The sequence below is a fragment of the Pseudochrobactrum sp. AO18b genome, from assembly GCF_000409565.1.
Taxonomy (GTDB): Bacteria; Pseudomonadota; Alphaproteobacteria; order Rhizobiales; family Rhizobiaceae; genus Pseudochrobactrum; species Pseudochrobactrum saccharolyticum.
The window spans coordinates 1-19,297 of sequence record NZ_ANNO01000010.1; the positions used below are offsets into that span (position 1 = coordinate 1).

The 19,297-nt window shown below is 50.5% G+C and carries 25 protein-coding genes and 1 tRNA gene; 20 read left to right on the plus strand and 6 right to left on the minus strand.

Going from position 1 to position 19,297, the window contains the following annotated elements:
• Positions 1–369 precede the first annotated feature (369 nt).
• Positions 370–525 carry a hypothetical protein gene (locus A918_RS21930; protein ID WP_022709160.1) on the plus strand — a complete coding sequence of 52 codons (156 nt, stop codon included), beginning with the start codon at positions 370–372 and terminating at the stop codon, positions 523–525.
• Between the two features lie 272 nt (positions 526–797).
• Here the strand turns inward: A918_RS21930 and A918_RS0100520 are convergent, their stop codons facing one another.
• The 3 genes from A918_RS0100520 to A918_RS0100530 form a co-directional block, all read right to left on the minus strand.
• Positions 798–1,166: a hypothetical protein gene (locus A918_RS0100520; protein WP_022709162.1), complete on the minus strand. Its 369-nt coding sequence runs from the start codon at positions 1,164–1,166 to the stop codon at positions 798–800.
• A 72-nt stretch (positions 1,167–1,238) separates the two neighbouring features.
• Positions 1,239–1,505, minus strand: a complete 267-nt coding sequence (locus A918_RS0100525; protein ID WP_198013253.1) for a hypothetical protein — start codon at positions 1,503–1,505, stop codon at positions 1,239–1,241.
• A 113-nt stretch (positions 1,506–1,618) separates the two neighbouring features.
• The gene (locus A918_RS0100530; RefSeq protein ID WP_022709164.1) at positions 1,619–1,834 is read right to left on the minus strand and encodes a DUF4287 domain-containing protein; all 216 of its coding nucleotides are present in this window, start codon (positions 1,832–1,834) and stop codon (positions 1,619–1,621) included.
• A 160-nt stretch (positions 1,835–1,994) separates the two neighbouring features.
• Here A918_RS0100530 and A918_RS0100535 point away from each other — a divergent pair, with 160 nt between their 5' ends.
• Positions 1,995–2,570 carry a DUF1003 domain-containing protein gene (locus tag A918_RS0100535; RefSeq protein WP_028233197.1) on the plus strand — a complete coding sequence of 192 codons (576 nt, stop codon included), beginning with the start codon at positions 1,995–1,997 and terminating at the stop codon, positions 2,568–2,570.
• A 117-nt stretch (positions 2,571–2,687) separates the two neighbouring features.
• On the opposite strand, the gene A918_RS0100540 is transcribed toward A918_RS0100535, so the two are convergent.
• Entirely contained in the window at positions 2,688–3,320 is a 633-nt protein-coding gene (locus A918_RS0100540; protein ID WP_022709166.1) for a LysE family translocator, read from the minus strand.
• A gap of 287 nt (positions 3,321–3,607) precedes the next feature.
• Positions 3,608–3,682, minus strand: a tRNA-Thr gene (locus A918_RS0100550).
• 150 nt (positions 3,683–3,832) lie between these two features.
• Here A918_RS0100550 and A918_RS0100555 point away from each other — a divergent pair.
• From A918_RS0100555 to A918_RS0100605, 11 genes are all read left to right on the plus strand, one after another.
• Entirely contained in the window at positions 3,833–4,015 is a 183-nt protein-coding gene (locus A918_RS0100555) for a hypothetical protein (RefSeq protein WP_022709168.1), read from the plus strand.
• Positions 4,016–4,398: 383 nt separating this feature from the next.
• Positions 4,399–5,688, plus strand: a complete 1,290-nt coding sequence (gene murA / locus A918_RS0100560) for a UDP-N-acetylglucosamine 1-carboxyvinyltransferase (protein ID WP_022709169.1) — start codon at positions 4,399–4,401, stop codon at positions 5,686–5,688.
• A 145-nt stretch (positions 5,689–5,833) separates the two neighbouring features.
• Positions 5,834–6,292: a DUF2948 family protein gene (locus A918_RS0100565; protein ID WP_028233198.1), complete on the plus strand. Its 459-nt coding sequence runs from the start codon at positions 5,834–5,836 to the stop codon at positions 6,290–6,292.
• Positions 6,293–6,301: 9 nt separating this feature from the next.
• On the plus strand, positions 6,302–7,594 hold the full coding sequence (gene hisD / locus A918_RS0100570; RefSeq protein ID WP_022709171.1) for a histidinol dehydrogenase: 1,293 nt from the start codon (positions 6,302–6,304) through the stop codon (positions 7,592–7,594).
• A gap of 54 nt (positions 7,595–7,648) precedes the next feature.
• A complete protein-coding gene (locus A918_RS0100575) occupies positions 7,649–8,131 on the plus strand; it encodes a UPF0262 family protein (RefSeq protein ID WP_022709172.1) in 483 nt (160 codons plus the stop codon).
• A gap of 3 nt (positions 8,132–8,134) precedes the next feature.
• Complete coding sequence (locus A918_RS0100580) at positions 8,135–8,605, plus strand: low molecular weight phosphatase family protein (protein WP_022709173.1); 471 nt, start codon at positions 8,135–8,137, stop codon at positions 8,603–8,605.
• 125 nt (positions 8,606–8,730) lie between these two features.
• Entirely contained in the window at positions 8,731–8,949 is a 219-nt protein-coding gene (gene infA, locus A918_RS0100585) for a translation initiation factor IF-1 (protein ID WP_022709174.1), read from the plus strand.
• 41 nt (positions 8,950–8,990) lie between these two features.
• Positions 8,991–9,611 (plus strand): Maf-like protein, encoded by a 621-nt coding sequence (locus A918_RS0100590; protein ID WP_245257268.1) that lies wholly within the window; start codon positions 8,991–8,993, stop codon positions 9,609–9,611.
• Positions 9,611–9,823, plus strand: coding sequence for a DNA gyrase inhibitor YacG (yacG, locus tag A918_RS0100595; RefSeq protein ID WP_022709176.1), 213 nt, complete (start codon positions 9,611–9,613; stop codon positions 9,821–9,823). The genes A918_RS0100590 and yacG overlap by 1 nt, the downstream gene beginning before the upstream one ends.
• A gap of 29 nt (positions 9,824–9,852) precedes the next feature.
• The gene (gene crcB / locus A918_RS0100600; protein WP_022709177.1) at positions 9,853–10,227 is read left to right on the plus strand and encodes a fluoride efflux transporter CrcB; all 375 of its coding nucleotides are present in this window, start codon (positions 9,853–9,855) and stop codon (positions 10,225–10,227) included.
• A 111-nt stretch (positions 10,228–10,338) separates the two neighbouring features.
• On the plus strand, positions 10,339–10,803 hold the full coding sequence (locus A918_RS0100605) for a hypothetical protein (protein ID WP_022709178.1): 465 nt from the start codon (positions 10,339–10,341) through the stop codon (positions 10,801–10,803).
• 21 nt (positions 10,804–10,824) lie between these two features.
• Here the strand turns inward: A918_RS0100605 and A918_RS0100610 are convergent, their stop codons facing one another.
• Entirely contained in the window at positions 10,825–12,150 is a 1,326-nt protein-coding gene (locus A918_RS0100610; protein WP_022709179.1) for an FAD-binding oxidoreductase, read from the minus strand.
• A gap of 380 nt (positions 12,151–12,530) precedes the next feature.
• Between A918_RS0100610 and A918_RS18985 the strand changes: the two genes are divergently transcribed.
• The 7 genes from A918_RS18985 to A918_RS18990 form a co-directional block, all read left to right on the plus strand.
• Positions 12,531–15,476 (plus strand): monovalent cation/H+ antiporter subunit A, encoded by a 2,946-nt coding sequence (locus A918_RS18985; protein ID WP_022709180.1) that lies wholly within the window; start codon positions 12,531–12,533, stop codon positions 15,474–15,476.
• Positions 15,476–15,811 carry a Na+/H+ antiporter subunit C gene (locus A918_RS0100620; protein WP_022709181.1) on the plus strand — a complete coding sequence of 112 codons (336 nt, stop codon included), beginning with the start codon at positions 15,476–15,478 and terminating at the stop codon, positions 15,809–15,811. The genes A918_RS18985 and A918_RS0100620 overlap by 1 nt, the downstream gene beginning before the upstream one ends.
• Positions 15,811–17,463, plus strand: a complete 1,653-nt coding sequence (locus A918_RS0100625) for a monovalent cation/H+ antiporter subunit D (RefSeq protein WP_022709182.1) — start codon at positions 15,811–15,813, stop codon at positions 17,461–17,463. Before A918_RS0100620 ends, A918_RS0100625 begins: the two co-directional genes overlap by 1 nt.
• Entirely contained in the window at positions 17,460–17,942 is a 483-nt protein-coding gene (locus A918_RS0100630) for a Na+/H+ antiporter subunit E (RefSeq protein ID WP_022709183.1), read from the plus strand. The genes A918_RS0100625 and A918_RS0100630 overlap by 4 nt, the downstream gene beginning before the upstream one ends.
• Positions 17,939–18,220 (plus strand): K+/H+ antiporter subunit F, encoded by a 282-nt coding sequence (locus tag A918_RS0100635; RefSeq protein WP_022709184.1) that lies wholly within the window; start codon positions 17,939–17,941, stop codon positions 18,218–18,220. Before A918_RS0100630 ends, A918_RS0100635 begins: the two co-directional genes overlap by 4 nt.
• A complete protein-coding gene (gene mnhG / locus A918_RS0100640) occupies positions 18,217–18,570 on the plus strand; it encodes a monovalent cation/H(+) antiporter subunit G (protein ID WP_028233201.1) in 354 nt (117 codons plus the stop codon). Before A918_RS0100635 ends, mnhG begins: the two co-directional genes overlap by 4 nt.
• A gap of 141 nt (positions 18,571–18,711) precedes the next feature.
• The coding region (locus A918_RS18990) for a GbsR/MarR family transcriptional regulator (RefSeq protein ID WP_084664575.1) at positions 18,712–19,297 on the plus strand (586 nt) is incomplete at its 3' end.

The window sequence follows — 19,297 nt, forward strand, 5'->3', positions numbered from 1 at the left end:
TCGTCGGTGAAATTAGCTTTACCCATCGTAAGCTCCTTGCCTCTTTTTTAAGTCACAAGGTGTCTACAAATCTAGGGGCTATTCAAATCAGTAAAGAAATGCCGGTCTCATATATGTGAACTTCAGGTGGTAGTGAAATCTGTGTTGTTGCTTAAGCCTTCTAGAAGTGCATCACTATCCGCCGTATTTCATGTACTTGCCCACATCCCAGACATTCAAAATCACGGCAATAAAATCTGTCCCAGGCGTGTGAAGTAAGAGGGGATTTATCTGGTCACCAAAGCGTGATTAGATAAAAATGAGCTGTTTAATCAGAATTATTCTGCTAGTGCTCTGCACCATAGATTGCAGCATAGAAAGCTTCAAAAAATGGATTGGGTTCCTATCGTCTTCGGTATCTTCAAGCTTGGTGTATTAGGCGTTTGCATGTTCTTCGCTATCAAGTGGCATTATGATAAAGATAAGGAAGAGGCGCAGAGAAAAAGAGAAGAAGCGCAGATGAGCGGTGAGGCAAGCGGGCTGTAAGAGCCGCTTTATTGCACTCAATCATAGCAGATCAGGGTAGTAAATAGCTCAACAAGGCAGATTGGGAAAATGACTTGTCAGGTCAGGTTATTGAATAATGCATGTGCCCGGCCAATCACTGCATTGGCGGTTAGCGCAACCGGATATGATCGTTGCGATCAGTATAATAGAGCAGGCGACGGATATGACTCTCATGCAGCACCTGTGCAATCGGTTGTTTAGCAAAATAGCATGAAATATCAGGCTCAATTGAGAGCTAAAGAAAAACGCCGTCACTCCCGCACTGATACGATGACATAATCCTCATATATCTCAACATTGATCAATGGCGTTCCATTGAGAATTGCTTTTTCTGTGCCATCATAAAATTTGCCTTTGGCGGCCATGCGCTCGAAACGGGCGCGGTTTTCTTTGGATGAGAATGTGTAATCAGGTTCATCTTCCTGATCGCGCTTGCCATAGACATGATAGTTTGCGCGATCCTGCCGAATAATCGCCGCAGCAGATGTAAGGCGCTTTCCCGCTGAATTGAAATGATCTTCTGCACTTAACCGTGCATAATATGTTTCAAGTGGTTTTTCTGCTCCATGGGCTGAAACAGCAGATGCCAGCAATATACCTGTAACAATAATTCCCCGCATATAATCCTCTTGATTGGTTGCTCGGTGCTATTTCCGCAGTGACTATGTAATGGCTGCCACTCCCTGAAACACTTATTTGGCTGAAGCAATCAAAACTGCGGCTCTCTCAGAAAGATAGCAGCCTCTGCCCCGCAAATATATGAGGGCTTTGCAGGTCATGTCGCGATCACCTGTATTCCCGATGAATGTATTGAAGGTATCGTTGAACTCTATGACGATGTTTTCAGTACGCCATGCTGATCGGTAATCAACACGTGAAATAGCCGAATATGGTTTCTGGCGAAGGCGGAATAACCGATACTCTATCTTGTCAGGATGGAGCATCAGTACGGGTTTCATATTGTTGCTTCCCCATGCAAGCCACGGAAGCGCTTTCCAGCCTCCAAATGATGCTTTGAGAGGGATGTTCAGGGAGGTTTGCATACTGATCTGAAATGGCCTTGATTGAAGAATTATTCTGCAGCTGAGGCCATATGATAGGCAACCAAAGCATTTGCGTGGCCATGGCCAAGTCCGTGTTCGGATTTGAGTATAGCTACCATCTCCATATGTTTTTTACCTTTTATCCCGCTTAAAATCTCTAACCAATGACTGACTGGTTTTCCGTATGTTTTCTCAATGGACGGAAAGTATGAAGCAGGGCCTTTTACATTCTTATCTGTGGTCATGATGTTCCCTTTATAAGAGCAAATATTATTGTTGCGAGACTGCTCATTTCATTGATCTTCACGATTTTCCTGATGGTGAAAATCGGTTGCTAAATCGTAATATTGCGGAATGATATTTGTCTATCGAAACATTGGTCTGGAATTTAGTGCGGAGATTCATATGCCAAAAAACTTAAAGTCAGAGCCAGATCAAAAATATCATTTTTCCGAGCAGGCGATTCATTATCTCGGGAAACCGTTAGAGTCCCTTACCGAAAAGGAAATGCGAATTTTTAAGCGCTTGGTTGATCGTCAGACTATTGCGCGTAACGTGAATGTCGCATTCGATGACAAACTAACAATCGGGCAGCGGCTCGCCGATAAAGTAGCCAAGTTCGGTGGTTCGTGGACGTTCATTTTTATCTTTGCTGTTCTGCTTGCTTCATGGGTAGGCTTTAATTCGCTTGCTGCGATCCGGGCATTTGATCCTTATCCGTATATATTTTTGAATCTCATACTATCTATGCTGGCTGCGGTTCAGGCACCTGTGATTATGATGAGCCAAAATAGACAGGCCGCAAAAGATCGTATGGATGCAGGTCATGATTATGAAATCAATTTGAAAGCTGAAATCGAGATACTGGCTTTGCACGACAAGCTGGACAAGGTTATCTCAACTGAACTGAGTGCGCTGATCGAAAAGCAACAGCAACAGATTGATCTGTTATCGAAATTGGTGTTGGGGCAAAAGCCATAGAATACTAACCAATTCATAGCGTTGATGAAGAGGGGAAGCAGGCCGCTCGCTGAAGCATTATCACTTTTCCCGACGACAGCGGCCTTTTCTGTTCTTTGGTGATTTTTTATTGAGACTCTAACGACGCGCTTCCGTTGCCATACGTATGGCAAGGCCGGCGAGTACAGTACCCATCAGCCATCTTTGTATAACCAGCCATGTCGGATGGCTGGCAAGGAAGGCTGCGATTGAACCGGCAGCGATAGCGATCATCGCATTGACAGTCACGCTGATGATGATCTGCGTAAAACCGAGGGCTAAGGATTGAACAAGCACACTGCCATGATCGGGGCTTATGAATTGTGGCAGGAGCGACAGATACATGACTGCGATTTTGGGATTGAGCAGGTTCGTCAGAAATCCCATCATAAAAAGCTTACGGGGACTATCCTTTGGCAAATCCTTCACTTGAAACGGCGATCTGCCACCCGGTTTTACTGCCTGCCACGCTAAATAGAGCAGATAGAGCGCGCCTCCGAAACGCAGTGCGTCATAGGCGTAGGGCACAGCCATAACAATTGCTGTAATGCCGAGCGCAGCGCAGAGCATGTAGAACACAAAGCCGAGGGCAACACCGCCGAGTGAGATCAGCCCTGCCGTACGGCCTTGGCAGATCGACCGCGAGATGAGGTAAACCATATTTGGTCCGGGCGTGAGCACCATGCCGAGTGCGATGAGCGCAAAAGCAAGCAGACTACTTATTTCGGGCACCGGGACACTCCTCTGCTTCTTCCTTATTCCCACAGCAGGGAATGACAGAATTTCAGGAACTTCAATGAATGATCTTAAAATGTTTCATTGCGTATGAGAGTCAATACAGATTCGAGAGCCTGAGGTTGCTTATGAACTGGGCGGAAACCAATGTGCAGGGAATGATGTACGAGCTTGCTTGCACGGATTATGCACGAATCTTTGCGCTTAGTTCCGTGTGTTCATGCAGAATTGAAAAAAGCGCCCGAATAAGGCGCTTTACATATATTTGATTTGTTAGGGAAAACTGGTGCTGCGAGAGAGGATTGAACTCTCGACCTCTCCATTACCAATGGAGTGCTCTACCACTGAGCTACCGCAGCATACTGTCCGTTGCGGCGGACTTCTGGCATAAGATTCGTGAAACCGCAAGCCATCAAATGCATTTCTTTTGCTTAAAATACAAAAACCGTACAAACCTGTGCATATGTATGCTTTTCCAAACAGGTTTGCTGGTGTAAAAGAACCGCATAATGACTGATAAGCCTGATACCCCATCCCAAAAAGCAGAAGCAGATCAGCGTGCTAAGCGCCGTTCTGAACAATTGCGTGCGAATCTCATGCGTCGCAAAGCACAGATTCGTTCAAGACGTTCCGGTGCGGAAGACGAGCGCGGCGAAGGATTGCCTGCTGCCGGTAAGACTGAAACTGACTGAATACCTCGTCCGGATGATATTTCTAAACTTTTTCAATTTAGGATCATGTCCGGAAGACGAAAGCCTGAATGTTTACAGTTCGGGGCTGCATTATGAGCCTCCCGCATAATGCAAAGCTGCCGGACGGATCATGGCTTTAATGAAAAGTGTGATTTTAGAATAAAAGACACATTTCTGATTGAATCAGACTGTTGTGTCAGCACCAAACTGCTTTATGGCAGCATTAATATCAGCGCAGACTTTGCACGGCAAAGATATCTGTAACAGGAAAACCGGAACAGGACAGAAGCAGCATCTGCTGTGACTGTCTGAAAACAGGCTGTCTCGACAAATGCAGGGAATGCGTTTTGTGCAGGAAGACATTGCCGTGAAAGTGAAAAATTATGGATCGTATTAAAATCACCGGCGGCAACAAACTGAACGGCATTATCCCGATTTCCGGCGCGAAAAATGCAGCTCTGCCACTGATGATTGCATCGCTTCTGACCAATGAAACGCTGACGCTTGAAAATATGCCGCATCTGGCCGATGTGGAGCTGCTGACACGCATTCTCGGCAATCACGGTGCGGATTATTCGGTCAACGGCCGTCGCGAACATCAGAACGGCTCCTATGAGCGCACTGTGCATTTCACCACGAAGAATATCGTTGACACCACTGCACCTTATGAACTGGTTGCTAAAATGCGCGCCAGCTTCTGGGTTATCGGGCCGCTTCTGGCACGTGCCGGTGAAGCGATTGTGTCGCTGCCGGGTGGCTGTTCGATCGGCACACGTCCGGTTGATCTGATGCTCGACAGCCTGACTGCACTGGGTGCAAAGATCGAGATTGAAAACGGTTATGCCCGTGCAACAACCAGTTCGGGTCTTGTCGGAGCTGAATTCACATTCCCGAAAGTCTCTGTCGGTGCGACCCATGTGGCGCTGATGGCTGCCTGTCTCGCCAAGGGCGATACAATTATTCACAACGCGGCCTGTGAGCCGGAGGTGGTAAACCTCGCAGAATGCCTGAATGCCATGGGTGCGAAAATTGAAGGTGCGGGTACACCGACTATTCACATTCAGGGTGTGACCAGCCTGAATGGCGCGCGTGTTCGCGTGATTCCTGACCGTATTGAAACCGGCACCTATGCCATGGCTGTTGCCATGACCGGCGGTGATGTGGTTCTGCAGAATACCCGTTCAGACCTGTTGCAGTCTGCACTGGATGTCGTGCGCCAGACCGGCGCAGAGATCACCGATGTGGAAAACGGCATTCGCGTGGTGCGCAATGGTCACGGCATTGAACCGGTGAATATTACGACCGATCCGTTCCCGGGTTTTCCGACCGATTTGCAGGCGCAGTTTATGGGTCTGATGACCAAAGCCAAAGGCACATCGCATATTACGGAAACGATTTTTGAAAATCGTTTCATGCATGTGCAGGAACTGGCGCGTCTGGGTGCAAAAATCTCCCTGTCCGGCCAAACCGCAACGGTTGAAGGTGTTGAGCGCCTGAAAGGTGCGCCGGTGATGGCGACCGATCTTCGTGCCTCTGCAACACTGGTGATTGCAGGTCTGGCGGCAGAAGGTGAAACCACTGTGAACCGCGTGTATCATCTGGATCGTGGTTTTGAACGTCTGGAAGAGAAGCTGTCCAATTGCGGGGCCGAAGTTTCCCGCATCAGCGGTTAATCTGTTTGCAGGTTTTTCTGAACCAGACCCCGATCTGTTGTCGCAGGTCGGGGTTTGCTATTAATCAGTAGTGCTTTTTACTGTTAAGTGCTTATATCAATGGCATAGACTGTTCTTAGCGAATTGAAATGCTCAAGGAGAATGATTGCGAATGCTCAAGCTTGTGGCAATGGATGAGGAAGACTTACAGATTATTTCTGCACATATGCAGGATGCGGTTCTGAAAGTCGGCGATCTGGATTACCGCCCTGCGGAGCAGCGTTTTATTCTTGCGTGCAACCGTTTTGTCCGTGAACAGCAACCTGTGCGCACACGCGGTAAAGAGAGCTATGAGCGCCGCCGCAGCGTGTTGCATTTTGACCGTGTAACGCAGGTACGTGTACAGAATATCGACCGTACCGCACCACAGGATGTGTTGTCTTTGCTGGCGATTAATTTTGAACCGGCTGATGCGCCTTCCGGTGTGATTGAACTGGTTTTTGCAGCAGATAAGACCATTCGTCTTACTGTTGAAGTGATTGAAATGCGCCTTGCTGATCTGGGACCTGCCTGGGAAACCGGCAATAAACCGGATCATATAGCTGCCGATAATATGACGAAATGAGGGGTTAGCGTGGTTCAGACGCTCATACAAAGTGCCGCAGATTTTGAAAACCGTTTTGCGGCGTTTCTGGCAGGCAAACGCGAAGTTTCAGAAGATGTTGACCGTGCCGTGCGTGAGATCGTGCAGCAGCTACGCGAGTGCGGCGATCAGGCGCTGATCGACTATTCCAGGCGTTTTGACCGGATTGATCTGGAAAAGACCGGCATTGCTGTGACGGCTGAGGAAGTACAGGAGGCTGTTAAAAATGCCGACCAGTCTGTGATTGATGCGCTGATTGTGGCGCGTGACCGGATTGAATCCTATCACAAGCGCCAATTGCCGAAAGACGATTATTATACTGATGCACTCGGTGTTGAGCTTGGCTCACGCTGGACAGCTGTTGAATCGGTCGGGCTCTATGTGCCGGGTGGCACAGCCAGCTATCCGAGCTCGGTGCTGATGAATGCGGTTCCGGCTAAAGTCGCGGGCGTTGAGCGTATCGTTATTGTGGTTCCGTCACCGGATGGCGTGTTGAATCCTCTGGTTCTGGTGGCTGCGCATCTTGCCGGTGTTTCAGAGATTTATCGTGTGGGCGGTGCGCAGGCAGTTGCAGCTCTGGCCTATGGGACTGAAACTATCAAACCGGTTTCTAAAATCGTCGGTCCTGGCAATGCCTATGTTGCGGCCGCAAAACGTCTGGTTTTCGGCACAGTCGGCATTGATATGATTGCAGGCCCGTCAGAAGTGCTGGTTGTGGCTGACAGTGACAATAATCCGGACTGGATTGCTGCGGATTTGCTGGCGCAGGCCGAGCATGATGCTTTTGCCCAGTCAATTCTGCTGACCGACAGTGCGTATTTCGCCAAATCGGTGGAAGATGCGGTTGAGCGCCAGTTGCAGACCTTGCCGCGCGCGGAAATCGCCCGTGCCAGCTGGCAGGATTTTGGTGCGGTCATTCTGGTGGATGATTTTGACAGCGCTGTGCCGCTGATTAATCGTATTGCTGCCGAGCATCTGGAAATTGCAGTGGCTGATACGGATGGTCTGCTACCGAAAATCCGCAATGCCGGTGCGATCTTCATCGGAAAATATACGCCGGAAGCGATCGGTGACTATGTTGGCGGGCCGAACCATGTTCTGCCGACAGCCCGATCCGCGCGGTTCTCTTCCGGCCTGTCGGTGATGGATTTTGTAAAACGCACCTCGCTTTTAAAACTGGGTGCGGAGCAGTTGCGTCTTCTCGGACCATCCGCGATTACGCTGGCTGAAACTGAAGGATTGCAGGCACACGGTCTGTCGATTTCACGACGACTGAATATGTAACGATGAATGAGGGACAGCGGGCAGGTTTTCTGTATACCGCCTGCGTAAAGAGTGATGACCGGAAAAAGTGACAATGCCCGGCTGATCGATGTGGAACTGGACGAGACAATCGGCCAGTCTACGCCGGATATTGAGCATGAACGGGCCGTCGCTATTTTCGATCTGATCGAGGAAAACAGTTTTTCTCCGGTTGGTGACAGTAATGGCGGGCCTTATCGTCTGCGTTTGTCACTGGTTGAAAAACGCCTGATCTTCAATATTACGCGTGAGGCAGGGGAGCTTGTGGCAACGCATATTCTCTCGCTGTCTCCGCTGCGTAAAACGGTCAAAGATTATTTTCTGATCTGCGAAAGCTATTATGCAGCCATCCGCTCGGCAACGCCGAGCCGTATTGAGGCGATTGATATGGGGCGGCGCGGCTTGCATAATGAAGGCTCGCAGACTTTGATGAACCGGCTTGAAGGTAAGATCGACCTTGATTTCGATACGGCACGGCGTTTGTTTACGCTTGTCTGTGTGTTGCACTGGCGCGGGTGACGGATGAGCATAATTCCTGATCCGGTGCCGGATGCTCTTGCAGATGCTGCCACTGTCAAAAAACCGGCATCCGTTCTATTTGTCTGCGGAATGAATGCGATACGCTCGCCGATGGCGGAGATTCTCACCCGTTCCATGCTGCAGGGCAAAACCTATGTCGCATCAGCGGGTGTAACACGCGGTGAACGTGATATGTTTGTGGATGCGGTGCTTGAGGAAGAGGGGCTGTCGCTCAATGAAAGACAGCCTGTCGGACTGGAAGAGCTGAATGACGGTTATTTTGACCTGATTATTACGCTGACACCGCAGGCACATCATGTGGTATTGGAGCGGATGCGCAGTTTTGCGGCCAATGTGGAATATTGGCCGATGCCTGATCCGACACTGGTCACCGGCTCACGGGAGCAGCGTTTATCGGCCTACCGAGATGTTCGCGACCGTTTAAAACAGAAAATTACTGAACGTTTTCTGTGATTCAGCAGAGCTTTTAACAGTTCTCCATTTCAGTTGTTCACAAACGGACTCTAATCATATAGGTTCCGCGCAAATTCAGACCTTCTGCATGATGCAGATTTATTAAACTAAAAGACAGGTTACGTATGGCTAAAGAAGAAGTCCTTGAGTTCCCGGGTATTGTAACGGAACTTTTGCCGAATGCTATGTTTCGGGTAAAACTCGAAAACGAACATGAAATCATCGCTCATACGGCTGGCCGTATGCGTAAAAACCGCATTCGCGTTCTGGCCGGCGACAAGGTACTGGTGGAAATGACCCCTTATGACCTTTCCAAAGGTCGTATTACCTACCGCTTTAAATAAAATTTCTGCTGCCGGACTCATATCTGACCATGAAGACAACAATGTCCCATACTCTGGTACTGGCCTCGGCATCGCCGCGGCGCATTGAGCTTCTGGCGCAAATCGGTATTGAGCCTGCATTTCTGCAGCCTGCTGATATTGATGAAACACCGCAGCGTTCGGAACATCCCCGTTCGCTGGCAAAACGTTTGTCAAAACAGAAGGCAGAAAGAGCCAAGGACAAGCTGAAGAATGATGCGGATTATAAATCCGCTTTCATTCTCGCAGCCGATACTGTGGTAGGCGTGGGACGGCAGATCCTGCCTAAGGCGGAGAGTGAGGATGTGGCGCTTGATTGTCTGCGCCTGCTTTCCGGCCGTGCCCATAAAGTTTTTACCGGTGTTTGTCTGGTCACGCCGAAAGGCAGCCTGCGTCAGGTACTGGTTGAAAGCCGTGTGCGCTTTGACCGGCTGAGCCGCCGCCAGATGGATGCCTATATCAGCTCCGGTGAATGGCGCGGCAAAGCAGGCGGTTATGCTATTCAAGGGTTGGCAGGCAGTTTTATCGTCAAAATGGTCGGTTCCTACAGTAATATTGTCGGCCTGCCGTTGCATGAAACGCAGGCATTGCTGGAAGGTGAAAATTTTCCGGTTTATGACCAGTGGCATGAAGGCAAAGTGTGATGGCGGATAAAGACAAACCTGCCGCCTCCTATGAAAATGTGACGCCGTTGCGTCCGACACGGCCTTGCCCTGAATGCGGAAAACCCTCAATACGCGACTCTTATCCGTTTTGTTCGCCGCGCTGCCGTAGTGTCGACTTAAACCGCTGGCTGTCAGATGCCTATGTCATTCCCGGCAAGCCGGTTGACGACAGCGATCAGGAAAACAGCTGACAGAAAACAGAAGCGGTCAGGGGAGCAATATGAATTTTCTGATTGTTTTTCTCGGAGCAGGGATCGGCGGGGCAGCCCGTTACGGCACCGGTTTGCTATTGTCACGTTTCTCCGCACTGACAATGTTTCCGCTCAGCACATTTGCGGTCAATATTATCGGCTCCCTGTTGATGGGGCTGATTATCGGCTATTTTTCAGCGCGTGGCGGTCTTGCGGAGAGCTGGAAACTGTTTCTTACCACCGGCATTATGGGTGGATTCACGACATTTTCTGCCTTTTCACTGGAAACAGTGCTGCTCATGGAAAACGGTGATATAGGCACGGCACTGGCCTATATTCTGTGCTCTGTGATTTTGGGGGTAGCAGCCCTGATGGCAGGGCTGTATCTGATGCGCTTATTGTAATTTTTTAATTGATATATAAAAAATATATCCTGTAATAATTAACATTAGAAAGCAAAGTATTTATCTAATATAGTTTTAGATGTGTATAAATTATATTTAGGAAATTTAAATATGTATTATCATATTAAAAATTTACGAACAAATCAATATATCGTTTTGGGAAAAATGACGATGGAGGGAGGCTATTATAATGTTGATTTGAAAAATTCAATCAATAAAGAAAATGCTTCAACAAAATGGGAAATACATCAAAGCAAAGCTTTCCAAGATACAGCAGTGCACACAATAAGTGCTGCAGTTAATGGGTCTGATTTGATTGATAATTTTGGGCCAACAAAAAAAGATAATAATCTATCGATTAAAATTGTTAACGCGACTTATCTTTTGTATGAAGAAAAAAATAAGTTAAATTTGTATTTTAGTTCTACGCAGCAGAATAACATATATCGTATGTATTCCGTGGATAAAGCGTTTGCACTATCTGCTTATAATATTAATGATAGTGATGAACGCCTCTGTATGGTTTCTGGCCTTTCAGAACTTCCTGATGCTTGGTTGTTGGAAGAAGCGGCTTAAGTTTTGAATCCATTTATACCGCTACCACATTTCAATATGGATTTTTGAACCATCGCTGAAGCGGTTGATATGAAACGGTGAAGGGTCAACAACGGGCTTTTCACCGGTCACCATATCGGCGATCAGTTTACCCGCACCTGGGCCGATGCCAAAGCCATGGCCGGAAAACCCGGTGGCGACAATGCAATTCGGCAGATGATCCAGCGGCGAGATGACCGGTACAATATCCGGCGTCGTATCAATCAGACCTGCCCATTGCTGGGCGATTTGTACATTCTTGAAGGCAGGTAAAGCCTGTTGCAGCGCTTTGAAAACGGCCTGATTGCCAGCTTTATGCGGTTCCGGATCAAGAATCCGGATTTTCTCGAAGATAGATGTCTGATCTGCGGGGCGTAATTTCCACTCAAAAGCTTCTTCAATAAAGCGCTGTCCGAACCGCAGGCGTACGGTTTTCCATTCAGTGCGCAATGCAGGAATGAATTTGGGCAGGAAGCGGAAACTGTCCGGCACGATATCGGCAATACTGCCTGAGAGGCTGGCAACCGTATAGCCGCCATCCATCCGTTTGCGCAGTGCAAAATCGGAGAAAGCAATGGCAGATTCAACGCCGGCCTCAACCGGCGTGGTGCGCAATACGGATGAGCGCATTTTCAGCTGCGGCAGGGTAATACCCAGATCAGAACAGATCAGACGTGACCAGCTGCCGCCGGCAATTACCACAGCTTCACACTCAATCGCGCCTTTTTCGGTAATTACAGTGCTGACGCGGCCATTGGTGGTTTCAATCCGGCGCACAGCACAATTCTGCATGATGACAGCACCGAGCTCGCGCGCTTTTTCTGCAATAGCAGGAGCTGCTTTTTGCGGCTCTGCGCGGCCGTCAGCCGCGGTATAGAGCGCACCATAGAGCGAACGTTGCAGGCCGGGTGCCAGCGCTTCGGCCTGTTGTTTGCCAACAACCTGACTGTCGATGCCGTGCTCTTTGGCAATGCTCACCCACTCACGCCATTTTTCCAGATTTTCTTCTTTTTCTGTGGCGAAAGCGATACCGGTGGTGCGGAAGCCGGTTTCCCTGCCGGTCAGCGCATTCATCTGCGCCCATTGTTTCATACTCTCAACAATCAGCGGCATTTCGCGGCTGTCGCGGCCGGTATGACGGCACCAGCCCCAGTTGCGGCTGGATTGTTCACCGGCAATCACACCTTTTTCCAGCAGGGTTACAGGAATACCGCGCTGCGCCAGATAAAGTGCCGTGGACACACCGATAATCCCGCCGCCGATAATAGCGACCTGCGTTTTTGCCGGTAAGGACGGAGAGGACTGGACGCTGTCTGTCTGCGGACCCATAAGATATTCCTGTATGCCTGTATTAATTGCACTTTGCAGCTTCGGCTATTCCGGTTGATTCGACAATTGCAGAAACAACGGCGGAACCGGCTGGATTATGAAAAAAACATGTCATAATCCGCACTCAGTTTTGTCATCAAACCAATTTAATAGATAATTTGCGGGCGAGTTTTTCCACACCTTGTGTAAAAGCCGCCGAAATCGGAAATTTTGTGCCTGAGATCGGGAAATTGCAGACATAAGTTGCAATCAAGCACTTGCTATTATGCAGGCCAAAACCACATAATAACAACCGGATTTAACGAGATAATTTCGTTTCAATTATGTAGTTTTATGAGAGTGAAAACCGCTCTTGAGGAATTTGAGGAGGGCAGGCGCGGATGGTGACGGACGGAAAAGTCCTTTTTTTGCTCATCATACTGCCATTTATTGGCTGCGCCCTTACAGGCCTTCTCAGATCGAATGACCGGCAGGTTGCTGTCTGGTTCGCGGGGCTGACCGCGGTTGCAGCATTGCTGCTGACCATTGCGCTTTATCCTTATGTGACCGGCGGTAAAGTTCTGCACACGCAGATGGCATGGTTGCCTGCATATGGTCTCAATGTCACTTTGCGGATGGATGGTCTTGCCTGGCTGTTTGCCATGCTGGTCACAGGCATCGGCCTGCTCGTGGTGATCTATGCGCGCTATTATATGTCATCGGAAGATCCGGTGCCGCGCTTTTTCTCATTCTTTCTTGCCTTTATGGGGGCAATGCTCGGCGTGGTGCTGTCGGGCAATATGATCCTGATGGTGGTGTTCTGGGAACTCACCAGTATTTTCTCCTTCCTGCTGATCGGTTACTGGTATCAGAATGTCAGCGCCCGTGACGGTGCGCGTATGGCGTTGACCGTTACCGGTCTTGGCGGTTTTGGCCTGTTGCTCGGTGTGCTGCTGCTTGGTCATATTGTCGGCAGTTATGAGCTGGATGTTATTCTGGCATCGGGCAATCTGATTAAAAACCATCCGCTTTATACGGTGGCTCTGGTGCTGATCCTGCTTGGTACTTTCACTAAGAGCGCACAATTTCCCTTCCATTTCTGGCTGCCCAATGCGATGGCCGCGCCGACGCCGGTTTCAGCCTATCTGCATTCTGCAACGATGGTTAAGCTCGGTGTGTTTCTGATGGTGCGGCTGTGGCCTGCACTGGCGGGCACAGAAGAATGGTTCTGGTTGCTGGGGCTTGCCGGTCTGACGACTTTGCTGCTGGGCGCATGGTTCGCGCTGTTCCAGCAGGATCTGAAAGGCCTGCTGGCTTATTCAACCATCAGTCATCTGGGACTGATTACCGCTTTGCTCAGCCTCGGCAGCCCGCTGTCAGCCGTTGCCGCGATTTTCCACATGGTCAATCATGCGATCTTCAAAGCTTCGCTGTTTATGGCGGCGGGGATTATCGATCATGAAACCGGCACGCGTGACTTGCGAAAACTAAGCGGTTTGTTCCGCTTCATGCCGATTACGGCAACTTTGGCGATGGTTGCCAGTGCGGCGATGGCCGGTGTACCACTGCTGAATGGCTTTATTTCCAAAGAAATGTTCTTTGCGGAAACGGTGGAGACACATCTGTCTTCATGGCTCGATACGGTCACACCTTATGTGGCAACGCTGGCGAGCGCTTTCAGTGTCGCTTATTCGATCCGCTTTATCTATTCGACCTTCTTTGGTCCCGCACCGGTTGACCTGCCGCATACACCGAAAGAGCCGCCGGAATGGGTACGTTTCCCGATTGAATTGCTGGTGCTGCTCTGCCTGCTGATCGGTATTGTGCCGACATTGATTGTCGGGCCGTTCCTGCACACGGCTGTCGTGTCGGTTCTTGGCGGTGCCACACCGGAATACAGCCTTGCAATCTGGCACGGCTTTAATGTGCCGCTGCTGATGAGTGTGATTGCGCTGATCGGCGGAACCGTGATCTTCATGGTGATGAAAAACTATCTGGCAAAATGCGATGAAGGGCCGCCATTGCTGCGCCATCTCAATGGTCAGCGTATTTTTGAGATGGTGCTGGTAACCGTTTCATGGAAATGGGCGCGTAGTATTGAAAGCCGGTTCGGCACACGTCGTTTGCAACCGCAAATGCGGGTGCTGATGCTGATTGCGATTTTTGCCGGTGCCTGGCCTATTTATCAGGCGGGACTATTTATGGGGCCGTTGGTGCCGCTGCCGGTGGATCCGGTCTTTGCCATTGTCTGGCTGATCGGCGCGCTTTGTGCGGTCGGTGCGGCCTATCAGGCTAAATATCACCGGCTGGCATCGCTGATGCTGCTTGGCGGCGCCGGGCTTGTGACCTGTTTTACATTTGTATGGCTCTCCGCACCGGATCTCGCGGTTACGCAGTTGCTGGTTGAGATTGTCACCACAGTTCTGTTGCTGCTTGGTCTGCGCTGGCTGCCGAAACGCTGGCAGGAAGATGAAAATGCAAGCATTCCTCTGGTGCCGCGCTTGCGCCGTTACCGCGATCTGATTATCGCGCTGGCTGGCGGCGGCGGTATGGCGCTTGTTTCCTATGCGATGATGACCCGTTTCAGCCCTGCGACGCTTGCTGATTATTTCCTTGGCAATTCCTATACGGAAGCTGGCGGCAAGAATGTGGTCAATGTGTTGCTGGTGGATTTCCGCGGCTTTGATACGCTGGGAGAAATCACGGTGCTTGGTATTGTCGGTCTGACGGTTTATGCGCTGCTGCGTCGTTTCCGTCCGGCATCGGACACATTGGAATCCCCGCAACAGCAGAAAATCCAGAATGCTTTTGACGAGGCGGATCCGGAACGTCATGCTGGTGCAACCCTGTCCGAATATCTCGCTGTGCCTTCTGTGATTATGCAATATTTGTTCGGCGTGATTATCGTTTTCGCCATGCATCTGCTGCTGCGCGGTCATGATCTGCCGGGTGGCGGTTTTGCGGCCGGTATTACGATGGCAATCGGCTTTATTCTGCAATATCTGGCCTTTGGTACCCGCTGGGTGGAAAGCCATTTGCGCATTCTGCCGGTGAAATGGATGGGCTTCGGTTTGCTGACCGCAGCGGCAACCGGTGCCGGTTCGTTCTTTGCCGGTTATCCGTTTCTCACCACCTATTTTGATTATGCGGAAGTACCGGTGATCGGCAAAATGCCGGTGGCATCGGCACTGCTGTTTGACATCGGCGTCTTCACACTTGTGGTCGGTGCCACCGTTCTGATGCTGATTGCCTTGGCACATCAGTCGATCCGTCATCGCCGTTCGGAAAAAACACAATCGGAACAGGCTGAACAGGCCGTACTCGTTAAGCAGGGAGAGGGACGCTAATGGAACTTATTCTCGCTCTCGGTATTGGTATTCTGACAGCTTCCGGCCTGTGGCTTTTGCAGCGTCCGCGTACTTTTCAGGTGATTATCGGCCTGTCGCTGATTTCCTATGCGGTTAATCTGTTTATTTTCAGCATGGCCAGTCTGCGCACAGATTCCGCGCCTATTCTGGGTGATCAGCCTGATCCCGCTCTTTATACCGATCCGTTGCCGCAGGCACTGGTGCTGACAGCGATTGTGATCGGCTTTGCCATGACAGCCCTGTTTCTGGTGGTCATGCTGGCTTCCCGTGGTCTGACCGGTACCGACCATGTTGACGGCAGGGAGAGCCAGTAATGCAGGATTGGCAGGAACATCTGATTATCGCGCCGATTCTGCTGCCGCTCATCACCGCAGCTTTGTTGCTGCTCTATGATGAGCGTCGCCGTGTGCTGAAAGCTGCAATCAGCATTGCAGCGACTTTTGTGTTGTTTGTTGTCGCGATCATGCTGGTCAATATGGCCAATACGCCGGACGACCGCGTGCTTCCTTATCTGCTGGGTAACTGGCCGGCACCCTATGCGATTGTGCTGGTGCTGGATCGTTTCTCGGCAATGATGGTGCTGCTGACCAGTATTCTCGGACTGGCGGCACTGTGTTTTGCGTTGGCACGCTGGCACAAAGCGGGTTCGCATTTCCATACGCTGTTCCAGCTGCTGCTGATGGGGCTGAACGGCGCATTCCTGACCGGTGATCTGTTCAACCTGTTCGTATTTTTCGAGGTGCTGCTGGCAGCATCTTACGGGCTGGTACTGCATGGCTCCGGTGCCACCCGCGTTAAGGCGGGCTTGCATTATATTGCCGTTAATCTCGCGGCCTCATCGCTGTTTTTGATCGGCGTCAGCATGATCTATGGTGTGACCGGCACACTGAATATGGCCGATCTGGCACAACGTATTCCCAATGTACCGGCAGATGATCTGATGTTCCTGCAGGCGGGCGGTGCCATTCTCGGCACGGCATTTCTGGTGAAAGCCGGTGCATGGCCGCTGAATTTCTGGCTGCCGACAACCTATACGGCTGCGGCCGCACCGGTGGCCGCATTGTTCGCGATCATGTCCAAGGTCGGTATTTATGTTTTGCTGCGCTTGTCTTTGCTATTTTTCGGCGAACTGACACCACGGACAACAGGTTTCGGTGATGCAGGACTGTTTTATATCGGTCTGGCGACCATCACTTTCGGTCTGATCGGGGTGCTGGCATCGCAGGCGCTCGGGCGCATTGCCGGTTACAGCGTGCTGGTTTCTTCCGGTACATTGCTGGCGGCAATCGGTACGGGCAATGTGGCGGTTACCGGCAGCGCTCTGTTCTATATGATCAGCTCAACACTGACGATTGCGGCTTTCTTTCTGCTGATTGAGCTGGTGGAGCGCGGTCAGGATGCGGCGGCCAACGTGCTGGCGGTGACGATTGAAGCCTATGGTGACGAGGAAGAAGAAGAGGAAGAGGAAGTCGGCACAGTTTTGCCTGCAACGCTTGCTATTCTCGGTGCCTGTTTTGCCGTCAGCGCTATTTTGCTGATTGGTTTGCCGCCATTTTCCGGTTTCGTGGCAAAAATCTCGCTGTTGTCGGCATTGTTCAATCCGGCTGGCATGGGCACTGATGCACCGATTTCCGCAGCAAGCTGGGCCTATGTCACGCTGATTATTCTGTCCGGTGTCTCGGCACTGATTGCAATGTCGCGCTCCGGTATCCGTACCTTCTGGGCGTCGATGGAAGGCAATGTACCGCGCGTGCTGATTATTGAGCTGGTGCCGGTGGCGGGGCTGTTGTTTCTGTGTCTCGCTCTGACCATTCAGGCGGCACCGGTGATGCGCTATCTCGATGCGACCGCGCAGGCACTGCATCGTCCGCATAATTATATCGACCATGTTCTGGACGCAAAACGCTCGGCGGGATTCGAACCGGCCGCTGCCAGCACACCGGCTGCGAAGGGAGACGCACAATGAGAGCATTGTTTCCGCATCCCGTTTTGTCGCTGAGCTTCTGGATCATGTGGCTGCTGCTCAACGGCTTCACACCCGGTCATACGATTTTGGGCTTTTTCATTGCATTGGGCGCAGGTCTGGCTTTCACCTCGCTGGATCCGGAACCGGTGCGGGTTCGCTCTGTAAGGGCAATTATCGAACTGTTTTTCCGCGTTGTTGCCGATATTTTCTGGTCAAATATTGCGGTCATCAAAATCATTCTTTTTGACCGGCCAGAGCGTCAGGCAGGATTTGTTACCATCAGCCTGCAATTGCGCGGACGTTTGCCGCTCGGTATTCTGGCCTGTATCGTGACCTCAACGCCCGGTACGGCATGGGCAAATTTTAATCCCGTAACGGGTGTTTTGCTGATTCATATTCTCGATAAAGACGGAGAAGATGAGTTCCGCACCGTGATAAAACAGCATTATGAACGCCTGCTGATGGAGATTTTCACATGAGTACAGTGATTTTATCCTGGGCGCTGCTTTTGTCCCAGCTTTGTCTGGGGGCAGCTCTGCTTTGTGCAACATGGCGTCTGATTGCAGGGCCGCGTGCGCAGGATCGTATACTGGGTCTGGATACGCTTTATGCCACGATGATGATGTTGTTTATTACCTTCGGTATCCGCACCGGCACATCGATTTATTTTGAAGCTGCCTTGGTGATTGCGCTGCTGGGCTTTGTGTCCAGCGTGGCACTGGCAAAATTCCTGATGCGCGGCGAGGTGATCGAATGAACCATGCAACGCAACTGCCGCTCTGGGCAGCCATTCTGGTCTCGGTCTTTTTGCTGGGCGGATCACTGATTACGCTGATCGGCGCGATCGGTCTTTTGCGCTTTAAAAAGTTCTATGAACGGATTCATGCTCCGACACTCGGCACGACTTTTGGTGTCGGCGGCATTCTCATTGCATCAATTATTTTCTTTACAGTCTTGCAATCGCGACCGGTTTTGCATGAACTGTTAATTACCGCTTTTGTGTTTGTGACAACGCCGGTAACACTGATGCTATTGACGCGGGCAACCATGCATCGCGATAAAACGGATGACAGCCGGCAATTGCCGACCTCAAACGACCTTTATTAGCGATTTCTGGACGTGCCTCTTCTCTGATTTGTGTTGCGACTTATTGTCCAGACCTGCTTTGCGGGTTGCGGAGGAGCAACAATAATAATATCTGAACTTTCAGTAATTTCTGAAAGTTCAGAAAATACGGGAGCAACTGATTTGGAATTGTCGCCAATCGTACAATCATTTGTACTGCACTTCGGTGAAATGGGCAGCCGCTGGGGTATCAACCGCACGGTCGGGCAGATCTATGCCTTGCTCTATCTTTCTAAAGACCCGCTCTGTGCCGATCAGATCGTGGATGCCCTTGGCGTCTCACGGTCGAATGTTTCTATGGGTATCAGAGAGCTGCAAGGCTGGAACCTTGTTTTGCTGAAGCACATTCCGGGTGACCGTCGCGATTTTTACTCCACGCCGGGCGATGTCTGGCAGATTCTGCGCACATTGGCGGAAGAACGCAAAAAACGCGAAGTCGATCCGACTTTGAGTGTGTTGCGTGAAATTCTGATGGAAAAGCCGACAACGGAGAGTGATGCATTTGCGCAAGCGCGTATGGGCGATATGCATGGTCTGATTGAACGCCTGACCAACTGGTATGATGATGTGAAATCGCTCGAAACCGAACGACTGACCATGCTTCTGAGCATGGGGTCAAAAGTCACGCGTTTCCTTGAAGCCAAGGACAAAATCGTCTCGCTCGGCCGCAGCCGTGCGCAGAAAAAAGAAGGACAATCAGAGGGAAAGG